The 20,127-nt window shown below is 71.3% G+C and carries 16 protein-coding genes, 1 tRNA gene and 6 pseudogenes; 10 read left to right on the plus strand and 13 right to left on the minus strand.

Annotated features, from left to right (window positions below):
- Positions 1-66 precede the first annotated feature (66 nt).
- Together ACQ86J_RS33600 and ACQ86J_RS33605 are read left to right on the plus strand one after the other, a co-directional pair.
- Positions 67-762: a response regulator gene (locus ACQ86J_RS33600; protein ID WP_431268920.1), complete on the plus strand. Its 696-nt coding sequence runs from the start codon at positions 67-69 to the stop codon at positions 760-762.
- A gap of 114 nt (positions 763-876) precedes the next feature.
- Entirely contained in the window at positions 877-1,455 is a 579-nt protein-coding gene (locus ACQ86J_RS33605) for a diguanylate cyclase (RefSeq protein ID WP_431268921.1), read from the plus strand.
- A gap of 113 nt (positions 1,456-1,568) precedes the next feature.
- On the opposite strand, the pseudogene rpmG reads toward ACQ86J_RS33605, so the two are convergent.
- From rpmG to ruvX, 11 genes and pseudogenes are all read right to left on the minus strand, one after another.
- A pseudogene (rpmG, locus tag ACQ86J_RS33610) lies at positions 1,569-1,730 on the minus strand (50S ribosomal protein L33); the annotation flags it as partial.
- A 118-nt stretch (positions 1,731-1,848) separates the two neighbouring features.
- On the minus strand, positions 1,849-4,776 hold the full coding sequence (locus ACQ86J_RS33615; RefSeq protein ID WP_431268922.1) for a VacB/RNase II family 3'-5' exoribonuclease: 2,928 nt from the start codon (positions 4,774-4,776) through the stop codon (positions 1,849-1,851).
- Between the two features lie 139 nt (positions 4,777-4,915).
- A pseudogene (locus tag ACQ86J_RS33620) lies at positions 4,916-5,185 on the minus strand (ribonuclease R); the annotation flags it as partial.
- Positions 5,170-5,325, minus strand: coding sequence for a hypothetical protein (locus tag ACQ86J_RS33625; protein ID WP_431268923.1), 156 nt, complete (start codon positions 5,323-5,325; stop codon positions 5,170-5,172). The pseudogene ACQ86J_RS33620 and the gene ACQ86J_RS33625, both read right to left, overlap by 16 nt.
- A gap of 245 nt (positions 5,326-5,570) precedes the next feature.
- On the minus strand, positions 5,571-8,396 hold the full coding sequence (gene topA, locus ACQ86J_RS33630; protein WP_431268924.1) for a type I DNA topoisomerase: 2,826 nt from the start codon (positions 8,394-8,396) through the stop codon (positions 5,571-5,573).
- Between the two features lie 72 nt (positions 8,397-8,468).
- Positions 8,469-9,609 (minus strand): annotated as a pseudogene (dprA, locus tag ACQ86J_RS33635) (DNA-processing protein DprA).
- A 171-nt stretch (positions 9,610-9,780) separates the two neighbouring features.
- Positions 9,781-10,365: a glycerol-3-phosphate 1-O-acyltransferase PlsY gene (gene plsY / locus ACQ86J_RS33640; RefSeq protein ID WP_431268925.1), complete on the minus strand. Its 585-nt coding sequence runs from the start codon at positions 10,363-10,365 to the stop codon at positions 9,781-9,783.
- Entirely contained in the window at positions 10,362-10,631 is a 270-nt protein-coding gene (locus ACQ86J_RS33645) for an amidohydrolase family protein (RefSeq protein WP_431268926.1), read from the minus strand. Before ACQ86J_RS33645 ends, plsY begins: the two co-directional genes overlap by 4 nt.
- Positions 10,628-11,635: a dihydroorotase gene (locus tag ACQ86J_RS33650; protein WP_431268927.1), complete on the minus strand. Its 1,008-nt coding sequence runs from the start codon at positions 11,633-11,635 to the stop codon at positions 10,628-10,630. The genes ACQ86J_RS33645 and ACQ86J_RS33650 overlap by 4 nt, the downstream gene beginning before the upstream one ends.
- Positions 11,628-12,578 (minus strand): aspartate carbamoyltransferase catalytic subunit, encoded by a 951-nt coding sequence (locus ACQ86J_RS33655; protein ID WP_431268928.1) that lies wholly within the window; start codon positions 12,576-12,578, stop codon positions 11,628-11,630. Before ACQ86J_RS33655 ends, ACQ86J_RS33650 begins: the two co-directional genes overlap by 8 nt.
- A gap of 78 nt (positions 12,579-12,656) precedes the next feature.
- Positions 12,657-13,126, minus strand: a pseudogene (gene ruvX, locus ACQ86J_RS33660) (Holliday junction resolvase RuvX).
- A 60-nt stretch (positions 13,127-13,186) separates the two neighbouring features.
- Between ruvX and gatC the strand changes: the two are divergent.
- From gatC to gatB, 4 genes and pseudogenes are all read left to right on the plus strand, one after another.
- Positions 13,187-13,474 carry an Asp-tRNA(Asn)/Glu-tRNA(Gln) amidotransferase subunit GatC gene (gene gatC / locus ACQ86J_RS33665; protein WP_431268929.1) on the plus strand — a complete coding sequence of 96 codons (288 nt, stop codon included), beginning with the start codon at positions 13,187-13,189 and terminating at the stop codon, positions 13,472-13,474.
- A pseudogene (gene gatA / locus ACQ86J_RS33670) lies at positions 13,474-14,963 on the plus strand (Asp-tRNA(Asn)/Glu-tRNA(Gln) amidotransferase subunit GatA). Before gatC ends, gatA begins: the two are co-directional and overlap by 1 nt.
- Entirely contained in the window at positions 14,960-15,343 is a 384-nt protein-coding gene (locus ACQ86J_RS33675; protein WP_431268930.1) for a hypothetical protein, read from the plus strand. Before gatA ends, ACQ86J_RS33675 begins: the two are co-directional and overlap by 4 nt.
- A pseudogene (gatB, locus tag ACQ86J_RS33680) lies at positions 15,327-16,776 on the plus strand (Asp-tRNA(Asn)/Glu-tRNA(Gln) amidotransferase subunit GatB). Before ACQ86J_RS33675 ends, gatB begins: the two are co-directional and overlap by 17 nt.
- Before the next feature lie 137 nt (positions 16,777-16,913).
- Here gatB and ACQ86J_RS33685 read toward each other — a convergent pair.
- Positions 16,914-17,141, minus strand: coding sequence for an NINE protein (locus tag ACQ86J_RS33685; protein WP_431268931.1), 228 nt, complete (start codon positions 17,139-17,141; stop codon positions 16,914-16,916).
- 315 nt (positions 17,142-17,456) lie between these two features.
- Between ACQ86J_RS33685 and ACQ86J_RS33690 the strand changes: the two genes are divergently transcribed.
- Both ACQ86J_RS33690 and ACQ86J_RS33695 read left to right on the plus strand, forming a co-directional pair.
- Positions 17,457-17,981 carry a glutathione binding-like protein gene (locus ACQ86J_RS33690; protein WP_431268932.1) on the plus strand — a complete coding sequence of 175 codons (525 nt, stop codon included), beginning with the start codon at positions 17,457-17,459 and terminating at the stop codon, positions 17,979-17,981.
- 89 nt (positions 17,982-18,070) lie between these two features.
- A tRNA-Ser gene (locus tag ACQ86J_RS33695) sits at positions 18,071-18,163 on the plus strand.
- An 11-nt stretch (positions 18,164-18,174) separates the two neighbouring features.
- On the opposite strand, the gene ACQ86J_RS33700 is transcribed toward ACQ86J_RS33695, so the two are convergent.
- The gene (locus ACQ86J_RS33700) at positions 18,175-18,684 is read right to left on the minus strand and encodes a VOC family protein (RefSeq protein ID WP_431268933.1); all 510 of its coding nucleotides are present in this window, start codon (positions 18,682-18,684) and stop codon (positions 18,175-18,177) included.
- Positions 18,685-18,916: 232 nt separating this feature from the next.
- Here ACQ86J_RS33700 and ACQ86J_RS33705 point away from each other — a divergent pair, with 232 nt between their 5' ends.
- Positions 18,917-19,189 (plus strand): carboxymuconolactone decarboxylase family protein, encoded by a 273-nt coding sequence (locus tag ACQ86J_RS33705; protein WP_431268934.1) that lies wholly within the window; start codon positions 18,917-18,919, stop codon positions 19,187-19,189.
- Between the two features lie 4 nt (positions 19,190-19,193).
- Positions 19,194-20,126 (plus strand): NAD(P)-dependent oxidoreductase, encoded by a 933-nt coding sequence (locus tag ACQ86J_RS33710; protein WP_431268935.1) that lies wholly within the window; start codon positions 19,194-19,196, stop codon positions 20,124-20,126.
- Position 20,127: the final 1 nt, after the last annotated feature.

The raw sequence follows: 20,127 nt of genomic DNA on the forward strand, positions 1-20,127 counted from the left end.
GGCTCCCGGCCACGGGAAGGAAGCGGGCGGTCACGCCCGTCCTGCGCCATGTCATGGTGCCGTCGTATGACCGCGCGGATCCTGGTGGTCGACGACATCCCGGCCAATCTCCGCCTCCTCGAAGCCAAGCTGCTGGCCGAGTACTACGAGGTCGCCCTCGCCTCGAGCGGGCCGGAGGCCCTGGCCATGGCCGCCCGCTGGGCGCCCGACGTCATCCTGCTCGACGTTATGATGCCGGGGATGGATGGCTACGAGGTCTGCCGCCGGCTGAAGGCGGAGGATGCCACGGCGCACCTGCCGGTCGTCATGGTGACCGCGCTCATCGATCAGGCCGAGCGCGTCCGCGGCCTCGAGGCCGGGGCCGACGACTTCCTCTCGAAGCCGGTGGACGACGCGACGATGTTCGCCCGGCTGCGCGCCCTGCTGCGGGTCAAGCAGGTGCTCGACGCCTGGCGGCAGCGCACCGACACCGCCCGCCAGCTGGGCATCGAGCCGCCGCCCGAGCCGCGCGCCGGGATCGAGGGCGCCCGCGCGCTGGTGCTGTCGGAATTGCCGGGCGAATGCCAGCAGATTGCCGATGCGCTGGGCACCGATGGCGTCGAGGTGCATCAGTCCGCCCGCTCTGACGAGGCGCGGCGGGCGCTGCTGGAGGGGATTTCGACCTCGCGGTGCTCTGCCTGCCGCCCGAGGGCGGCGACGTGCTCCGTCTCGCCTCCCGCCTGCGGGCGGAGGCGGCGACGCGCGACCTGCCGGTGCTGCTGACCGCAGATTCCAGCCAGCGCGGCCTGGTGCTGCGCGGCTTCGACCTGGGCGCCAACGACCACGTGCTGCGGCCGATCGACGCCAACGAAGCTGCGCGCCCGGGCGCGCAACCAGGTGCGCCGCAAATGGTACCAGGAGAGGCTGCGGAACGACCTCGATCGCTCGCTCGAGCTGGCGGTGACCGATCCGCTGACCGGGCTTCGCAATCGCCGCTATGTCCGGCGCCACCTGGACGGGGTGCTGCGCGGCTCGGACGCCGCGGTCATGCTGCTGGACGTCGATCGCTTCAAGTCGATCAACGACACCTATGGCCATGCCGCCGGCGATACCGCCCTGAAGGAGGTCGCCGAGCGGCTGAAGTCGCACCTGCGCGCCGCCGATGTGCTGGCGCGCTATGGCGGCGAGGAATTCATGGTGGTGCTGGCCGGCGCGCCGACCGATTACGCCGCCATGGTCGCCGACCGGCTGCGCGGGGCCCTGAGCAACGACCCGATCTCGGTCGGACCGGCGCTGTTGCCGATCACCGTCAGCATCGGCCTGGCGATCGCCCCGGCCGGCTGCTCCGTCTCCGGCGCCATCGCTGCGGCCGATGCGGCGCTTTACCGCGCCAAGGCCGCCGGGCGGAACCGGGTGGAGCCGGCGGTGCCGGAGGACTTCATCGCACCGCCGCCGGATCAGGCCACGGAGGGCTGAGCCGGGGCGGCAGCGGCGGTCCCGCGGCCCCCACGCACAAAAGCGGCCGGGTCGCCCCGTCCGCTTCCAGCTACCGGCAGGCGATGCGGCGCGGTCGCGCCGCGGGCCTTACTGATCTTGGCTTCGCGGAACACGACGTGCTTGCGCACGACCGGATCGTACTTGTTCATCTCGAGCTTGCCGGTGGTGTTCCGGACGTTCTTCTTGGTCACGTAGAAGAAGCCGGTCTCAGCGCTGCTGACGAGCTTGATCTGGATGGTGTTCGACTTGGCCATGACGAAGCCTTCGCGTGTTCGGTCTGCCGGGCTGGCGGGAGGGCGCGGACAGTAGCGTGCAGGGCGGCGGCGTCAAGGGCGAAGGCGCCCGCCGCGACCTCTGCCGCGCCGCGCTGCGTCAGCGGGCCAGCGCCGACTCGTAGGCGTCGGCCTGCTCGATCAGCGTCCGCGCCACGCCGAGATCGCCGGGGCGGCCCTCGGCCGGCGGGCAGGTGTTGCGCAGCGCCGTCACCTCGCTGCCCGGCACCGGGGCGCGGGCCGCCCGCAGCCGGGCCAAGGGTCGCGCCATCGAGGAGTCGCCCTGGCGCAGCCGGGCGAGGGCCGCCGCCGTCGCCTCGGTGCCGAGGCTGGTGCAGACCGCGGGCAGCACGCCGAGTCCCTGGATCGGCCAGCCGCGCGGCGCCAGCACGCGGGACCAGGTGACCAGCAGCTCCCCGCCATTCGGCAGCGGAACCACCGCCTGGATCAGCCCCTTGCCGGTGGTGGCGCTGCCCACCACCACGCCGCGGCCGCGGTCGGACAGGGCGGCGGCGACGATTTCCGCCGCTGAGGCGGTGCGGCCATCCACCAGCACCACCAGCGGCACGCCGCGGGCCAGGTCCGGCCCGGCCGAGACATAGGTCCGTGCCGCATCCGGATGGCGGCCGCTGGTCAGCGCCACCACGCCCTCGGCCAGGAAGGCGCTGGCCACCGCCACCGCTTGGCCCAGCAGCCCGCCGCGGTTGCCGCGCAGGTCCAGCACCACCCCGCGCGCGGGCCAGTGCCGCGGGAAGGCTTCCAGCAGCGCCTCGGTCAGCCGCAGGTCGGTGGCGTTGGAGAAGCCGTCGAGCTGCAGCCAGAGGATCTCCTCCCGCCGCTGGGCGTGCAGGGTCTCCGGTGGCACGGTGCTCCGCAGCAGCAGGACGGTGAAGCGGCGGTTGCCGCGCGCGACGCGCAGCGCCACCTCGGTGCCGGCCGGGCCTTCCAGCAGCGCCGCGGCGGCGGCCAGGTCCTGCGCCGAGAGCGGCACGCCCTCCGCCGTCAGCACCCGGTCGCCGACCCGGAGCCCGGCCTCGGCCGCCGGCGAGTCGGGCCGGATGGTGGCGATCAGGCACGGAGATTGCCGCGACCCGCCGCCAGCCGCAGGCCAAGTCCGGTCTGGCCGATCCGCCGCGCCCGCGCCGCCATCGCCTCCTCCGGCGTCATGCGTAGCGGCTGTAGGGGTCGAGATGGTTGAACAACTCCTCGAAGGCGCTCCGCAGCATGCGTTCGGTGCCGGCCCGGCGGATTGCAGGTGACGCCCGCCAAGCGGCGTCGAACATGCCGGACAGCGCCACCGCAAGCGGCAGCGCCGCGGCCGCTGGCGGCCCCTGAGCCGGCAGGACGGGCATCGGGCGGGCCGAGAGCAGGCGGTCGGGCGCCGAGAGCAGCAGCGTGTTGCTCTGCAACTCGGATTGCAGAGCTGGCTCCAGCACCTCGAGCCCGCGCAGGCTCCAGAGGCCGAGCTGGGCCGGGGTGACGAGGTCGAGGTGACGCTCCAGCACGGCGCCGAGCGCCGTGGCCAGCACCGCCTGCACCTGCTCGCGCGGGAAAAGGCTGTCCCTGCGCGCCGGCGGCCGGCGGGGAAGAGCAGCAGCAGCAGCAGAGTCAGGGAGGCCGGGCGACCGCCCTTGCCGGCCTTTCGCTTGCCGGGCTTTGCCTTGCGCAGCTTCGGGGCGTGGTGCGCGGCGGGCATGCCCTGCATCAGGTGGAAGACCATGCCGCCGGTCCGGGGCGTCGCCTCGACCAGCCGCGCCTCGACCGCCTGGCCCAGGGCAAAGCTGATCCCCGTACGCTGGCCCGACAGCGCATGCCTGGCCTGGTCCTCGGTCCATCGGTCGTCCGGCAGCGACGCAAGGGGAACGATTCCGCTTGCGCCATTCGCCTCTACGGTGACGAACAGGCCGAACCGTGTCACCCCAGAAATGCGTGCGTCGAACACCTCTCCGATCCGCTGCGACATGTATGCCGCAAGGTAGCGGTCCACGGCGTCGCGCTCGGCTGCCGCCGCCCGGCGCTCGGTCTGGGTGATGTGCTCCCCGGTGTCGGGGAAGCGGGCCGCCTCGGTCTCCTGCAGCCCGTCTTCATCCAGCTTCAGGCCGCGAACCAGCGCGCGGTGCACCAGCAGGTCGGCATAGCGGCGGATCGGGCTGGTGAAGTGCGCGTAGCGGCCGAGGGCGAGGCCGAAATGGCCGATGTTGTCCGGCGCATAGGCGGCCTGGGACCGGCTGCGCAGCACCGTCTCGTGCACCAGCCGGGCCTCCGGCCTGTCGGCCACCAGCGCCAGCACATGGGCGAAGTCACGCGGGTGGATGCGGTCGCCCGGCGGCAGGCCGATCCCGAAGCGCATCGAGGAACTGGCGCAGCCCCTCCAGCTTCTGGTCGGAGGGCCGGTCATGCACCCGGTACATGGCAGGGGCTGGGACAGGCGCTCCAGCTCCTCCGCCGCGCAGACATTGGCGGTGACCATGAACTCCTCGATCAGCCGGTGCGAATCGAGCCGGGCGCGCGGCTCGACGCCGAGCACGGTACCCGCCGGGTCCAGCCGCACCCGACGCTCCGGCAGATCGAGCTCCAGCGTGCCTCGGCGGTCGCGCGCCGCCAGCAGGGCGCGGAAGGCGCCGTAGAGCGGGGCGAGGGTGCCGGTCGGATCCTCGCCGGCGTCGTGGTCGGCCTGAGCCTGCTCATAGGTCAGGCGGGCGGCGCTGCGCATGATGCCGCGCCCGAAGCGGTGGACGGTCTTCGTGCCGCCCGCATCGATGCGCATCTCGACGAAGAGGCAGCCGCGATCCTCCCCGGGGCGCAGGCTGCACCAGCCATTCGACAGTGGCTCGGGCAGCATCGGCACGACCCGGTCGGGGAAATAGACGCTATTGCCGCGCGCCCAGGCTTCGCGGTCAAGCGCCGAGCCGGGGCGGACGTAATGCGCCACATCGGCGATGGCGACGAGCACGCGCCAGCCGGTGCCGTCGGGCTCGGCCCAGACGGCGTCGTCGAAGTCGCGTGCGTCCTCGCCGTCGATGGTCACCAGCGGGACCTCGCGCAGGTCCTCGCGCCCTGTGGCAGCGACGCCCCCGCGCCTGCTCGGCCTCGCGCAGCGCCTCGGCCGGGAAGACGTCCGGGATGCCATGCGCGTGGATGCAGATGAGTGAGACGGATTTCGCCTCACCCATCTGGCCGAGCACCTCGACCACGCGGGCGGGGCGCAGGCCGAGCTTGCGGCCGGGCAGCGGCTCGGCCAGCACGATCTGGCCGTCCTCGGCGCCGCCGGCCTCGCCGGGCGGGACCACCCATTCCGCACGGTGGCGACGGTCGGTCGGCACGATGCGGCCATTCTCGTAGACGCCAAGCACCCGGGCCGGGGCGGCGCCGCCGACCCGCTTGACCGTGGTGCCCTCATACTTGCCGGAGCCCGCCGGCTTCAGCCGCGCCAACACCCGCTCCCCGGGGCGAGGGCCGGCTGCCCGGCGCGCTCGGGGCGCATGAAGATCACGGGCATGCGGCCCTGCTCGGCCTTCCAGCCGAGCGGGCGGGCGATCGGGTCGCCATCCGGGTCGGTGCCGGTGACCTCGATCACCGCCATCTCCGGCGCAGCCGGCCGGGCGCCGCCAGGCCACGGCGGCCGGCCGGGGCGGCGCTGCCATCCGCCTTCAAGGCCTTCAGCAACTCCCGCAAGGCCGGGCGCTGGTCGGTGCCGAGGCCGAAATGCCGGGCGATCTCGGTCTTGCCGACCTTGCCGGGACTGGCTTCCGCAGGAAGCGCCGCAGCGCCTCCTTCGAGGGCAGCGGCGCGTCTCCGCCGCCGGTCGGGCGGCGGGGCATCTCAGGCCTTCTTCTTCGGTGCCGCCGGCTTCTTCGCGGCGGCCGGCTTGGCGGCGGGCTGCTTCGCCGCCGCGGCCGGCTTGCGGGCGGCGGCCGCGGCTGGGGCGGCAGCCTTGCGGGCCGGCGCCTTGCGGGTGGCCGGCTTGGCCGGCGCGGCCGCCTTCCTTGCGGCGGGCTTGGCCGGCGGGGCGGCGTCGTCCCCGACCAAGGCGCCGTTGGCGGCGCGCTTGGCCGCGGGCTTCGCCTTGCCCTTGGCGCCGCCCTTGGTCATGGGCTTCAGCTCCTTGCCCTTCTCGGCCAGCAGCGCGACGACCTCGTCGAGCGTCGCATCCTCCATCGCCAGGTTGCGCGGCAGGTTGGCGACCGTCTTGCCGTGCTGGGCATAGGGGCCGAAGCGGCCCTTGCGGATCTCGACCGGCGCCTGGTCCTTCGGGTGCTGGCCGACCAAGCGGACCTTCGCCCGCGCCTTGGCCAGCAGCTCCATCGCCCGGTTCATGCCGAGCGAGAGCACGTCGTCCCCCGGCTCGAGCGACTGGAAGATCGAGCCGACCTTGATGTAGGGCCCGAAGCGGCCGAGCCCGGCCTGGATCTCCTCGCCGCTCTCGGGGTCGCGGCCGATCAGCCGCGGCAGCGACAGCAGCTTCAACGCCCGGTCGAGATCGAGCGTATCGGGATCCATGTCCTTGGTCAGGCTGGCCCGGCGCGGCTTGGTCGGCTTGCCCTTCGCGTCGGTGCCGCCCTCGCCGAGCTGGACATAGACGCCATAGGGGCCGCGGCGGACGGTGACCTTCTCGCCGCTCGCCGGGTCGGTGCCCAGCTCGCGCGGCCCGTCGCTGAGGCCCGTCGTCCCGTCGCCCTCGGCGCCCGGAGCGATCAGCGGCCGGGTGTAGCGGCATTCCGGGTAGTTGGAGCAGCCGATGAAGGCGCCGGTCCGGCCGAGCCGCAGGCCGAGCCGGCCGCCCGAACAGGCGGGGCAGGCGCGCGGGTCGGTGCCGCCCTCACGCTCGGGGAAGAAGTGCGGGCCGAGTTCCTCGTCCAGCGCGTCGATGACGTCGCTGATCTTGAGGTCCTTGGTGGCGTCGATCGCCCGCTTGAACTCCTCCCAGAAGGCCCGCATCACCGCGCGCCAGTCGACCTTGCCGCCGGAGATGTCGTCGAGCTGCTCCTCGAGCCCGGCGGTGAAGCCGGTATCAACGTAGCGCTCGAAGAACTTGACCAGGAAGCTGGTGACCAGCCGCCCCCGGTCCTCCGGCATCAGGCGCCGCTTCTCGAGCTTCACATAATTGCGGTCCTGCAGGGTCTGCAGGATGGACGCATAGGTGGAGGGGCGGCCGATGCCGAGCTCCTCCATCCGCTTGACCAGGGAGGCTTCCGAGTAGCGCGGCGGCGGCTGGGTGAAGTGCTGCAGCGCCGATACATCACCGCGCTTCAGCGGGTCGCGCTCCCGCATCGGCGGCAGGGTGCGGCTGTCCTCGTCCTCGCTCCCGGGCGCGGCGCCGGTGATGCCGGCACGGCGGTCGGCCTCGGTGTCGTCCTGGTCCTCCCGGTAGAGCTTCAGGAAGCCGTCGAAGGCGATGACCGAGCCGGTGGCGCGCAGGATGGTCTTCTTTGCCGCGTCGCCGATCTCGACCGTGGTCTGGTCCAGCTCGGCCGACTGCATCTGGGAGGCGACGGCGCGCTTCCAGACCAGCTCGTAAAGCCGGCGCTGCCGCTCATCGAGGTAGCGGGCGACCTTCTCCGGCGTATTGCGCACGTCGGTCGGGCGGATCGCCTCATGCGCCTCCTGGGCGTTCTTGGCCTTCGAGGAATACTCGCGCGGCGCGCCGGGCAGGTAGTCCCGGCCGAATCTCGAGCCGACATGGTCGCGGATGGCGGCGATCGCCTCCCGCGCCATCTGCACCCCGTCGGTCCGCATATAGGTAATGAGGCCGACGGTCTCGCCGCCGATCTCGACGCCCTCATACAGCTGTTGCGCGGTGCGCATCGCCTGCTGCGCGCCCATGCCGAGCTTGCGGCTGGCCTCCATCTGCAGGGTGGAGGTGGTGAAGGGCGGCGGCGGGTTGCGCTTGACCCGGCGCTTCTCGACCGAGAGGACGCTGAAGGTCCCGGCCTCGACCGCCGCCTTGGCGCGCATCGCGCTGGCCTCGTCCGGCAGGTCGAACTGGTCGAGCTTCCGGCCGTCCAGATGCGTCAGCCGGGCAGTGAATGGGGCGCCCTGCGGCGTGGTGAAGCGGCTTTCGACCGTCCAGTATTCGCGGGCGCGGAAGGCCTCGATCTCGGCTTCCCGCTCGCAGATCAGCCGCAGCGCCACCGACTGCACCCGGCCGGCGGAGCGGCTGCCGGGGAGCTTCCGCCACAGCACGGGCGAGAGGGTGAAGCCGACGAGGTAGTCCAGCGCCCGCCGCGCCAGGTAGGCATCGATCAGCGGCGTGTCGAGCTGGCGGGGGTGCGCGACCGCATGCTGGATGGCGCGCTTGGTGATCTCGTTGAAGGTGATGCGCTGGACCTCGACGCCCTTCAGCGCTCCCTTGCGGGCCAGCATGTCCTTGACATGCCAGGAGATTGCCTCGCCCTCCCGGTCCGGGTCGGTGGCGAGGTAGAGGCGCTTGGCGCCGCGCAGCGCGCGGGCGATCTCGTTGACCTGGCGCTCGCCGCGGTCCTCGGACTCCCAATCCATGGCGAAGTCCTCCTCCGGGCGGACGGAGCCGTCCTTCGGGGGCAGGTCGCGGACATGGCCGAAGCTCGCCAGGACGGTGAAGTCCCCGCCGAGATACTTGTTGATGGTCTTGGCCTTGGCGGGGCTTTCGACGACGACGACGTCCGTCATGGACTCCACACATCCTGTGGCCGTGGCCCCGGGGAGGGGATTGCGGCATTTGCGGCGAAGCGGGCGCCCCTCCTAGCCCTCGTCCTGGCCCCGTCCGGTGAGCGCCACGCGGTTGCCCGGCAGCAGTTCGACCCGTCCAGCCAGTTCGAGATCGAGGAGGATCGCCTGGATCGCGGAGGGCGACAGGTGGCAGCGCCGCATCACCTCGTCAACCGCTATCGGAGAGGCCCCAAGCATATCAACGACTTGAGAGGTAATTTCGGAGTCTTCCGGTGATTGCGAAACGAATGCCCGTTCCGGTTCGCCGCCGGACCATGTCGTGGCCGCGGCGAACAGCGGCGCCGCATGGGGCGCTTCGGGCAGATGCAGCAGCACGTCCTCGGCGCTCTCGGCGAGGTGCGCGCCCTGGCGGATCAGGTCGTTCGACCCCCGCGCCCGGGGATCGAGCGGACTGCCCGGGACGGCGAAGAAGCTTCCCGCCCGGCCTCCAGCGCCATACGGGCGGTGATCAGGCTGCCGGAGCGCAGCGCAGCCTCGATCACCACCACCCCGAGCGAGATGGCGGCGACGATGCGGTTGCGGCGGGGAAGTGGCGGGCCAGCGGCGCGGTGCCGAGCGGCGCCTCTGCCAGCACCGCGCCGCCTTCCGCGGCGATGCGGGCCTGCAGGGCGGCATTTTCCGGCGGGTAGGGCTGGTCGAGTCCGCCGGCGACGCAGGCGATCGTGCGGCCACGCCGCAACGCGCCGAGATGCGCCGCGGCGTCGATGCCCCGGGCCAGGCCGGAGACCACGGCGAGGCCCTCGGCGGCCAGCGCCTCGGCCAGTTCCTCGGCGATGCGCCGGCCGGCGGCGGAGGCGTTGCGGGCGCCGACAATGGCGACGGCGCGCGGGGCGAGGGCGGCCGGGTCGCCGAGCAGGGCGAGGACCGGCGCCGCGTCCTCCTGCATCGCCAGCAGGGGCGGGTAGGGCGGCAGCCCGGCGAACAGCAGGCGTGCGCCCATGCGCTGCAGCGCCTCGATCTCGCGCCGCGCCTCGGCCTCCGGATGCAGGGCGAAGGGCGTGCCGCGGCGGGCGGCGAGCCGGGGCAATGCGGCGAGCGCGGCGCCGGCATTGCCGTGGCGCTCGAGCAGGCGGCGGAAGGTGAGGGGACCGATGCCGTCGGTGCGGGCGAGACGAAGGCGGGCCAGGGCCTCGGCGGGCGGGAGCATGGTCATGGCCGGGAGGTTCATCCGTCCCGCGGCGCCATCGGGAGCCGCAGGGCGCTGCCCTGCCCATGGATGTCGGACATGCCCGGCGATCCTCCTCGGCCGGGAGAAATATACGAAAGCCGTCGCGGCGATGCCAGAACTACATGCGATTTTGCAACAAATTAGCCCGTCGAAGTGTCAGCCCTTGCGGCCGATCCGCGGCTCCGTCCCGGCCAGCAGGCGCTCGATATTCGCCTTGTGCCGCCAAGCCACCAGCACAGCGATCCCGGCCGAGAAGGCAGCGAGATCCCAGCGCCCGGCCGCCGCGGCGATCGCCGGCGCCACGGCGCAGGCGGCGAGCGCGCTGGCCGAGGAGATCCGGGTGACGAAGGCCATCACCAGCCAGACCAGGGCCGCGCCGAGGCCGAGCCACCAGGCCGCGGCCAGCAGCACGCCGCCGCCGGTCGCCACGCCCTTGCCGCCCTTGAAGCCGATCCAGACCGGGAAGGCATGGCCCAGCATGGCGCCGAAGCCGGCCAGCAGCCCCGCCGTCTCGCCCCAGAGCGCCCGCGCCAGGGCCAGGGCCGCAACGCCCTTCAGGATGTCCAGCACCATTGTCGCTGCGGCGAGCGACTTATTGCCGGTGCGCAGCACGTTGGTCGCGCCGATATTGCCCGAGCCGATGCTGCGGATGTCGCCGAGCCCGGCCGCCCGGGTCAGCAGCAGCCCCCAGGGCACCGAGCCGAGCAGGTAGCCGAGGGCGAGTGCCAGGATCCCGGTCATCCGAAGACCCGCCGCCCGGTCTTCCAGGTGCCGACCACCCGGCCTTCGAGCGCCCTTCCGTCGAAGGGCGTGTTCTGCGCCTTGCCCGGCAGCTGGCCGTCCTTCACCTGCCAGCCACGGTCGAGGTCGAGCAGCACCAGGTCGGCGGCCGCGCCCTTGGCCAGCCGGCCGACCGGCAGGCCGAGCAGCTTCGCCGGCCGCGCCGTCAGCAGGTCGAGCGCCGCCAGCAGCGAGAGGTCGCCGCCATGCACCCGGGCCAGGGTCACGCCGAGCAGCGTGGCAAGGCCGGCACCGCCGGCCTCGGCCTGGGCAAGGGCAGGCGCTTGTCGTCGGCGTCGCGCGGCTGGTGGTCGGAGGCGATGGCATCGATCGTGCCGTCCGCGAGCGCCGCGACCACGGCCAGCCGGTCGGCCTCCGGCCGCAGCGGCGGCGACAGCTTGGCATAGGTCCGCCAGTCACCGATCGCCGTCTCGTTCAGGTCGAAATAGGGCGGGGCGGTGTCGCAGGTGACCGGGAGCCCCTCGGCCTTCGCCGCGCGGATCAGGTCGAGCGCCGCCGCGGTGCTGACATGGGCGAAGTGCACATGGCCGCGGGTGATGCGGGCGAGGGCGATGTCGCGCGCCACCATCATCGATTCGGCGGCGGGCGGGATGCCGGGCAGGCCGAGCCGCGTCGCCAGCTCGCCCTCGGTCGCGGCGCCGCCGGCGGCCAGGCTCGGCTCCTCCGGGTGCTGCACGATGAAGCTGCCGAAGGCGCGGGCATAGGACAGCGCCAGCCGCATGGTGCGGGCATTGCCGATGGCCCGGCGCCCGTCGGTGAAGGCGACCGCCCCGGCCTCCTTCAGCAGGCCGTATTCGGCCAGCTCGCGGCCCTCGCAATGCTTGGTGGCGGCGGCATAGGGCAGCAGGGTGATGCTGCCGGTCGCCTCGCCGCGGCGGAGGACGAGATTGCACCAGGGCCGGGTCGTCCAGCGCCGGGTCGGTGTCCGGCAGGGCGCAGAGCGTGGTGATGCCCCGGCCGAGGCGGCGGCGGCGGCCGAGGCGATGGTCTCGCGGTGCTCGTGCCCGGGCTCGCCGACATCGGCGCGCAGGTCCACCAGCCCGGGGGCCAGGCAGCGGCCGGCGCAGTCGATGGTCTCGGCCGCCTCGGGCGCGGCAAGGCCGGTGCCGTGGTCGAGGATCAGCCCGTCGCGGACCAGCAGGTCGCCAGTGGCGTCGAGCCCGGTCGCGGGGTCGAGCAGCCGGGCGCCGCGGAAGAGAAGGTCACGCATTGCGGCGAAGGTCCCGTGCCAGCACGTCCAGCACCGCCATCCGGCAGGCGACGCCCATTTCCACCTGCTCGCCGATCACGCTGCGCTCCGGGTCGTCGGCGACGGCGCTGTCGATCTCGACGCCGCGGTTCATCGGCCCGGGATGCATGACGATCGCATCCGGCCGGGCGACGGCCAGCTTCTCCCGGTCCAGGCCAAAGAAGCGGAAGAACTCGCGCGAGGATGGTACCAGGCCGCCGGTCATCCGCTCCTTCTGCAGCCGCAGCATCATCACCACGTCGGCGCCGGCGAGGCCCGCCTTCATGTCGTGGAAGACCTCGACCCCGAGGCGGGCGGCCTCGGCCGGGATCAGGGTCGGCGGGCCGACCAGGCGGACGCGGGCATTCATCGCCGTCAGCAGGTGGATGTTGGAGCGCGCGACGCGGCTGTGCAGCACGTCGCCGCAGATGGCGACCACCAGGCCTTCCAGCCTGCCCTTGCGGCGGCGTATCGTCAGGGCGTCGAGCAGCGCCTGGGTCGGGTGCTCGTGCGTGCCGTCGCCGGCGTTGATGACGCTGGCGGAGACCTTCTGGGAGAGCAGGGCCGGGGCGCCGGACTGGGCGTGGCGGACCACCAGCAGGTCGCAATGCATGGCGTTCAGGGTCTGCGCCGTGTCCAGCAGCGTCTCCCCCTTGTTCACGCTGCTGTTCGAGACGGACATGTTGATCACATCCGCCCCCAGCCGCTTGCCGGCCAGCTCGAAGCTGGTGCGGGTCCGCGTGCTGTCCTCGAAGAACAGGTTGATCAGGGTCCGGCCCTTCAGCAGGTCGCGCTGGGTCTTCCCGCTGCGGTTCAGCAGGGCGTAGCTCTCGGCCAGGTCGAGCAGGGCGCCGATATGCGGCGGCTCCAGGCCTTCGATGGCCAGCAGGTGGCCGCCGGGGAGGATCGGGAAGGAAAAGGACATCGGGACTCGCGGGCTGCGGCGGTGGGCAAGCTAGCCTTGCCGGGGAGGGCGGCCAAGCAGTTGCGCCGGATGGTGGGGTCAGCCGAGGGCGGGCCGCGTCGCATCCAGCGCCGATTGAAGCGTGTAGGCCGCGGCCGCCGCATCCACCGCGGCCGCCCGCTTGGCCCGCGTCAGATCGGCCTCGATCATCGCCCGGTTGACCGCCGAGCTGCTCAGCCGCTCATCCCAGAGCGCCACCGGCAGGCCGGCAGCCTCGCCCAGCGCCAGGGCCCAGTCCTTCGCCGCCTGGGCCGCCGGGCCGAAGGACCCGTCCATCCCGAGCGGCAGGCCGACCACCAGCCCGCCGGCGCCCTCCTTGCGGGCAATCGCCGCGACCTCCGCCGCATTGGCCTTGAGCTTCCCCGCTTCAGGGAGCCATAGGGCGAGGCCAGCATCAGCAGCACGTCGGACAGCGCCACGCCGATCAGCTTCGATCCGGGATCGAGGCCGATCAGCCGCCGGCCGCGGGGCAGGCCAGAGCGGAGGTCGGTCAGGTTGAAGAGGGGCATGGCCGCCGTTATAGCCCTGCCGAGCCGATTGATAGCCCCTGGCCAGGTCTGGAACCCCGCATGTCCCTCGACACCGCCACGGTGAGGCGCATCGCCTCCCTTGCCCGCATCCGGCTGGAGGAGGAGGAGGTCGGTCGCATGCAGGCCGAGCTCAACGGCATCCTCGGCTGGATCGAGCAGCTGCAGGCGGTGGACACCACCGGAGTCGAGCCGATGGCCGGCGGCGGCGCGGTGTCGCTGCGGATGCGGGAGGATGCCGTGACCGATGGCGGCATCCCCGAGCAGGTCCTGGCGAATGCGCCGGACCGCATGGGCGCGTATTTCGGCGTGCCGAAGGTGGTTGAATAATGCATCCGACGGATTTCTCGCTCCGCGGCGCCATCGAGGCGCTGAACGAGGGGCTGCTGACCAGCGTCGAGCTGACCCAGGCGCATCTGGACGGCATCGCCGCGCTGAACCCGCGGCTGAACGCCTATTTGACCGTCACCGCGGAGCAGGCGCTGGAGCAGGCCAGGGCGAGCGATGCGCGACGGGCTGAGGGCCTGGCCGGGCCGCTCGACGGCATCCCGCTGGCGATCAAGGACCTGTTCTGCACGGCGGGGACGCGGACCACAGCGGGGAGCAAGATCCTCGGCAACTTCGTGCCGCCCTATGAGAGCACGGTCTCGGGCAACCTGCTGCGGGATGGCGCGGTCTTCCTCGGCAAGGTCAATCTCGACGAATTCGCCATGGGGTCGTCGAACACCACCAGCGCCTTCGGGCCGGTGGAGAACCCCTGGTCGCGGCGGAACGACCCGGATGCCCGGCTGGTCCCGGGCGGGTCCTCGGGCGGGTCGGCCACGGCGGTCGCGGCGCGGCTGGCGCTGGGTGCCACGGCGACCGACACGGGCGGCTCGATCCGCCAGCCCGCGGCCTTCTGCGGCATCGCCGGGATCAAGCCGACCTACGGGCGGTGCAGCCGCTGGGGCGTCGTCGCCTTCGCCAGCAGCCTGGACCAGGCCGGGCCGGTCGCCCGCACCGTCGAGGATTGCGCCATCCTGCTGCGGAGCATGGCGGGGTTCGACCCGAAGGACAGCACCTCGGCGGATGTGCCGGTGCCGGATTTCGCCGCCGCCTGCGCCCGCGGGGTGAAGGGGCTGCGGATCGGCGTGCCGAAGGAATACCGGCTGGAGGGCACGCCGCCCGAGATCGAAAAGCTCTGGGAGCAGGGCCTGCAATGGCTGCGCGACCAGGGCGCCGAGACGGTCGAGATCAGCCTGCCCCACACCCGCTACGCGCTGCCGACCTACTACATCGTCGCGCCGGCCGAGGCCTCGTCGAACCTCGCCTCGCTATGACGGCGTGCGCTTCGGCCTGCGCGAGGCGGCGAAGGACAGCGACCTGAAGGACCTGTACGAGCGGACCCGCGCCGCCGGCTTCGGCCCTGAGGTCAAGCGCCGAGATCATGATCGGCACCTATGTGCTGAGCGCCGGCTACTACGACGCCTACTACCTGAAGGCGCAGAAGATCCGCGCGCTGATCAAGCGCGACTTCGACGAGGCCTTCCAGAAGGTCGATGCCATCGTCACCCCGGCGACGCCCTCGGCCGCCTTCGGGATGGACGAGAAGCAGGACGACCCGGTGACGATGTACCTGAACGACGTCTTCACCGTGACCGCGAACCTGGCCGGGCTGCCGGGCCTCGCGGTGCCGGCGGGACTCGACGCGCAGGGCCTGCCGCTCGGGCTGCAGGTGATCGGCCGCGCCTTCGACGAGGAGACGGTCTTCGCGGTCGGCTCGGCGATCGAGACGGCGGCGGATTTCCGCGCCGTGCCGGCGCTGCGGGCCGGGGCGTGACCGAGGCGGCGCTCGACCGCGGCCGCAGCTTCGCCGCGATCCGCGCGGCGGCCGAGGCGCACCGCTTCCTCAGCTACGGTGCCGTCGCCGCGGCGAGCGGGCTGGCTTGGCAGGCGGCGCGGCGGCGGATGGACCCGCATCTCTTCGCGCTCTGCGCCTGGGCAACGGAGCGGGGCTGGCCGCTGCTCTCGGCCATCGTGGTGGACCAGACAAGCGTCGCGCATGGCGCCATGCGCGGCCGGCCGCTGATCGGCTTCGCCCGCGCGGCGGAGCGTTGCGGGCGCATCGTGGGCGGCGACGCCGCCGCATTCCTGGCAGACGAGCAGCAGCGCGTCTTCGCCTGGGCAGACAAGGAACGGGGCCATGTCCTTTACGCTTGAGGGCCGCACCGGCCCCTGGGAGGTCGTCGTCGGCCTGGAAGTCCATGCGCAGGTGACGTCGAAGGCGAAGCTGTTCAGCGGCGCGGCGACGGAGTTCGGCGCCGAACCGAACACCCAGGTCAGCTTCGTCGATGCCGGTTTTCCGGGCATGCTGCCGGTGATCAACCGCGAATGCGTGGCACAGGCGGTGCGGACCGGGCTTGGCCTGAACGCCCAGGTGAACCTGTGGTCGCGCTTCGACCGCAAGAACTACTTCTATGCCGACCTGCCGCAGGGCTACCAGATCAGCCAGTTCGCCCACCCGATCATCGGCACCGGCGAGATCGAGATCACGCTGGCCGACGGCAGCACCAAGACCATCGGGATCACCCGGCTGCACCTGGAACAGGATGCGGGCAAGTCGCAGCACGACCAGCACCCGTCGAAGAGCTTCATCGACCTGAACCGCTCGGGCGTCGCGCTGATGGAGATCGTCTCCGAGCCCGACATGCGGAGCCCAGAGGAGGCCGGCGCCTACCTGACCAAGCTGCGGCAGATCCTGCGCTATCTTGGCACCTGCGACGGCAACATGGACGAGGGCTCGATGCGGGCCGACGTCAATGTCTCCGTCCGGAAGGCGGGCGAGGACTACCGCACCCGCTGCGAGGTGAAGAACGTCAACTCCATCCGCTTCGTCATGCAGGCGGTGGAGGCCGAGGCGCGGCGGCAGATCGAGGTCTGGGAGGAGGGCGGCGAGGTCGTGCAGGAGACCCGCCTGTTCGACACCGGCCGCGGGATCACCCGCTCCATGCGGTCGAAGGAGGACGCGCATGACTACCGCTACTTCCCCGACCCCGACCTGCCCCCGCTGGTGCTGGAGGCCGATTGGGTCGCGCAGCCTGAAGGCCGCGTTGCCCGAACTGCCCGATGTGCGGCGCGCGCGATACGTGGCGATGGGGCTGACGCCCTACGACGCGCATGTGCTGACGCTCGAAAAGGAGACGGCGGTCTATTTCGAGGAGGTCGCGCAGGGCCGCGACGCCAAGGTCGCTGCCAACTGGGTCACCGGCGACCTCTTCGCTGCCATCAACCGCACCAAGACCAGCATTGCCGAACCGCCGGTGCCGGCCGCGCATCTCGGCGCCTTGCTGGACCTGCTGGCCGATAAGACCCTGTCCGGCACGCTGGCGAAGCAGGTTTTCGAGGCGATGGTGGAGACCGGCAAGAGCCCTGGCGCCATCGTCGAGGAGCGCGGGCTGCGGCAGGTGACCGATACCGGCGCGATCGACCGCATGGTCGAGCAGGTGATGGCGGCGAATGTCGACAAGGTGGCCGAATACCGGTCGGGCAAGGACAAGCTGTTCGGCTTCTTCGTCGGCCAGGTGATGAAGGCCATGCAGGGCAAGGGCAATCCGGCCCTGGTGAACGAAGCGGTCAAGCGGAAGCTGAGCTGAACTTGTAAGAACAGTTGGGGGACCGGGGAAGGCATTCCCCGGCCGTACCTTGTTGTCCGTCGAGCCCCGGGGGAGGGCTGCCAGTTGTCAGGCCAGTGCCGGCATCGCCTGGTTGGTTTCGCGCGCCATCGACGGGATCAGCAGCGCATCCGCCAGAGCCCATTGCCCGTGGTGACGAAGCCGAGGAGGCCGAGGCCGCTCCAGATCAGGGGGATGGAGAGCAGCGTGATCGCGGCCATCCCGGCGCCCGAGAGGCTGCGGCCGAGATAAAGGCGGTGCAGGCCGAACAGGCCGAAGAAGGCGAGCAGCAGATAGGCAAGCCCCACCGATTTCCGGCGTGAGCCCGGCAACATCAACGCGTCCATGTCAAAAATCCCCCGATCCGGCCCCGTCCGTACCCCAAACGCAACGGCGCCGATCCCAAGTTGCTGTACCGTGTGGCGCATGGGAAGGCGTTTCGCATCAACGGCTTCGTCTTTCCTGCATCGTGGCGGCGCGGCCGCGCCGGGCGGCCTCGCCGCCGGGCAGGTCCTCGGCTAGCCTCGCCGCGGAAACGTCCGGACCGGAGCCCCCGATGATCGAACTGCACACCTGGAACACCCCCAACGGCCGCAAGATCAGCGTCGCGCTGGAGGAAATGGGCCTGCGCTACGTGGTCAAGCCCGTGAACATCTCGAAGAATGAGCAATCTCGACCCCGCCTTCCTGAAATCCAGTCCCAACAACCGCATTCCGGCGATCATCGATCCGGACGGCCCGGGCGGGCAGCCGATCAGCGTCTTCGAAAGCGGCGCTATCCTGATCTACCTGGCAGAAAAGACCGGAAAGTTCATGCCGTCCGACCCGCGGGCGAAGGTGCCGGTGCTGGAATGGCTGATGTGGCAAATGGGCGGCTTTGGCCCTATGCCGGGTCAGGTCCACCACTTCCTGATGCAGCCGGACGGGCCAGCCAAGGAATACGGCTTCACCCGTTACCACAAGGAGACGCAGCGCCTCTATGGCGTGCTCGACCGCCGACTGGCCGGCCGGGACTTCGTGGCCACCGCAGGCGGGCCGAGCATCGCCGACTTCGCCATCCTCGGCTGGGCCTGGCGGCACGAGCGGCACCAGGTGCCCTTCGACGACCTGCCGAATGTCGCCGCCTGGTACGAGCGCATGATGGCCCGGCCGGCGACCGCGAAGGGGTTCGCGGTAGAGTTGTCCTGACCGGCGAAATGGGCGGCCGGAAGGTTTGACGCCCGGCCTGCCCGCCTGTAAGACGCCTCCTGCATACGTCGTGGGCCTGCTGCACCTGAGGAGGGGTGGCCGAGTGGCTGAAGGCGACGGTTTGCTAAACCGTTAAGGGTCGTCAAGGCCCTTCGAGGGTTCGAATCCCTTCCCCTCCTCCATTCCCCTCGTGTTATGCCTCGGCCGGAGCCGGATACCAGTAATCCGGCTCCGGCCGTTGCCAGCCTGGAGCCGACCAGCGCACCTCGATCGTCGTGGTCAGGCTGCCCTCGGTTTCGAAATAGGCATACTGGCTGCCGAGGAAATTGCCCTCCATCAACGCTGGCCAGCCGCGGGCGGCGAATTCGGCCTTCACCTCCGCCAATGTCCGCGCTCCGCAGTCCACCATGGCATGGTGGATTCCCTCGCCGTGGTCGCGAAGGAATTCCTGATAGATCGAAGGGCCATCCAGCGGCTGAATCAACTCCCACATCATGTCGCCGGTCCAGGCCAGCGCCAGCTTCATGCTGTAGGGCGTATCGACCCCGCGGATCCGCATGCCGGTCAGCCTGGGTGGCGCATAGGTATAGACCCGCCACGGGCCAATACCGAGCTTGTGGGTGTACTCGGCCAGCGCCCGGTCGATGTCGCGCACCACGATGCCGACCTGCGTGACGGTCCTGACCAGCGGCGTTTCGGTCATCCGGCTCCTCGCTTTCCCAGCCGCCCGGCTTGCACGGGCGGTCGAATGACCTAGGATCGTAGCCAAGAACCGATCAGGGGGAAGGTCCGATGCGTCGGCTGCCTGCCGCGTCACCATGCCACGTGCCCTGCCTCTCCCCCGTCGGGCCCTGAGGCAGCAGAGGAACAACGATGGCAGCCCCCCTTCGGCCCGGCGGGACCGGATCAAGCCGCATTTCCCGAAGCTCGTCGAGATGACGAACACCTATGTCTACGGCGACCTTTGGGAGCGCCCGCAGCTCTCGAAGCGGGACCGCAGCCTGGTCACCATCGCGGCGCTGGTGGCGCTCGGCTGGGAGGACCAGCTCAACAGCCATATCGGCCGCGGCCTCGGTAATGGCCTGACGCGCGACGAGATTGCCGAGATCATCACGCATCTCTCGATGTATGCCGGCTGGCCGGCGGCGATGACGGCTTCCCACGTCGCGGTGGACGTCTTCGACGAACAGGACAAGGCGAAGGGTTGAGCGCATGAAGATCGGGTTCATCGGCCTCGGCACCATGGGTGCCTTCATGGCGGCCAACCTGCAGAAGTCGCAGTACAAGCTAGTGGTGCTCGATGTCCGCCGCGACGCCGCGGCGCAGCACCTCGAGGCCGGCGCCGAATGGGGCGCGACGCCAAAGGCGATCGCCGAGCAATGCGACGTGGTCTTCACCAGCCTGCCCGGGCCGCCGGAAGTGGAAGCCGTGGTCTTCGGCCCGGACGGCATCCTGGCCGGCGCCCATCCCGGCATGGCCTATTTCGACCTCTCGACCAACAGCCAGGCGCTGATGCGGCGGGTGAATGCGGCGCTGGCCGAGAAGGGCGCGCATGGCTTCGACGCCCCGGTCTCCGGCGGGCCGAAGGGCGCCGAGACCGGCAAGCTCGCGATCTGGGTCGGCGGCGACGAGGCGGTCTACCAGCAGCACAAGAAGGTGTTGGACGCGATCGGCGATCAGGCTGCCTATATCGGCCCGATCGGCACCGCGACCGTCGCCAAGCTGGTGCACAACATGGCCGGCTACGCCGTGCAGACCGCAATGGCCGAGGTCTTCACCATGGGCGTCAAGGCGGGCATGGACCCGCTCGACCTCTGGAAGGCGGTGCGCCAGGGCGCGCTCGGCCGACGCCGCACCTTCGACCGGGTCGCCGATCAGTTCCTGATCGGTAAGTACGACCCGCCGGCCTTCGCGCTGAAGCTGGCGCACAAGGATGTCACGCTGGCGACCAATATGGGCCGCGAGCTCGGCGTGCCGATGCGTTTCTGCCAGCTGACGCTGGAGGAGATGAACGAAGCCCTGGCGCGCGGCTGGGGCCACCGCGACAGCCGCGTGCCGATGCTGCTGCAGGCCGAGCGCGCGGGGGTCGAGATCAAGGCCGATCCGGCCGCCGTGCAGGCGGTGCTCGACGCCGACAAGGGCTGAT

This window comes from Dankookia sp. P2 (genome assembly GCF_050632255.1).
Classification (GTDB): Bacteria; Pseudomonadota; Alphaproteobacteria; order Acetobacterales; family Acetobacteraceae; genus Paracraurococcus.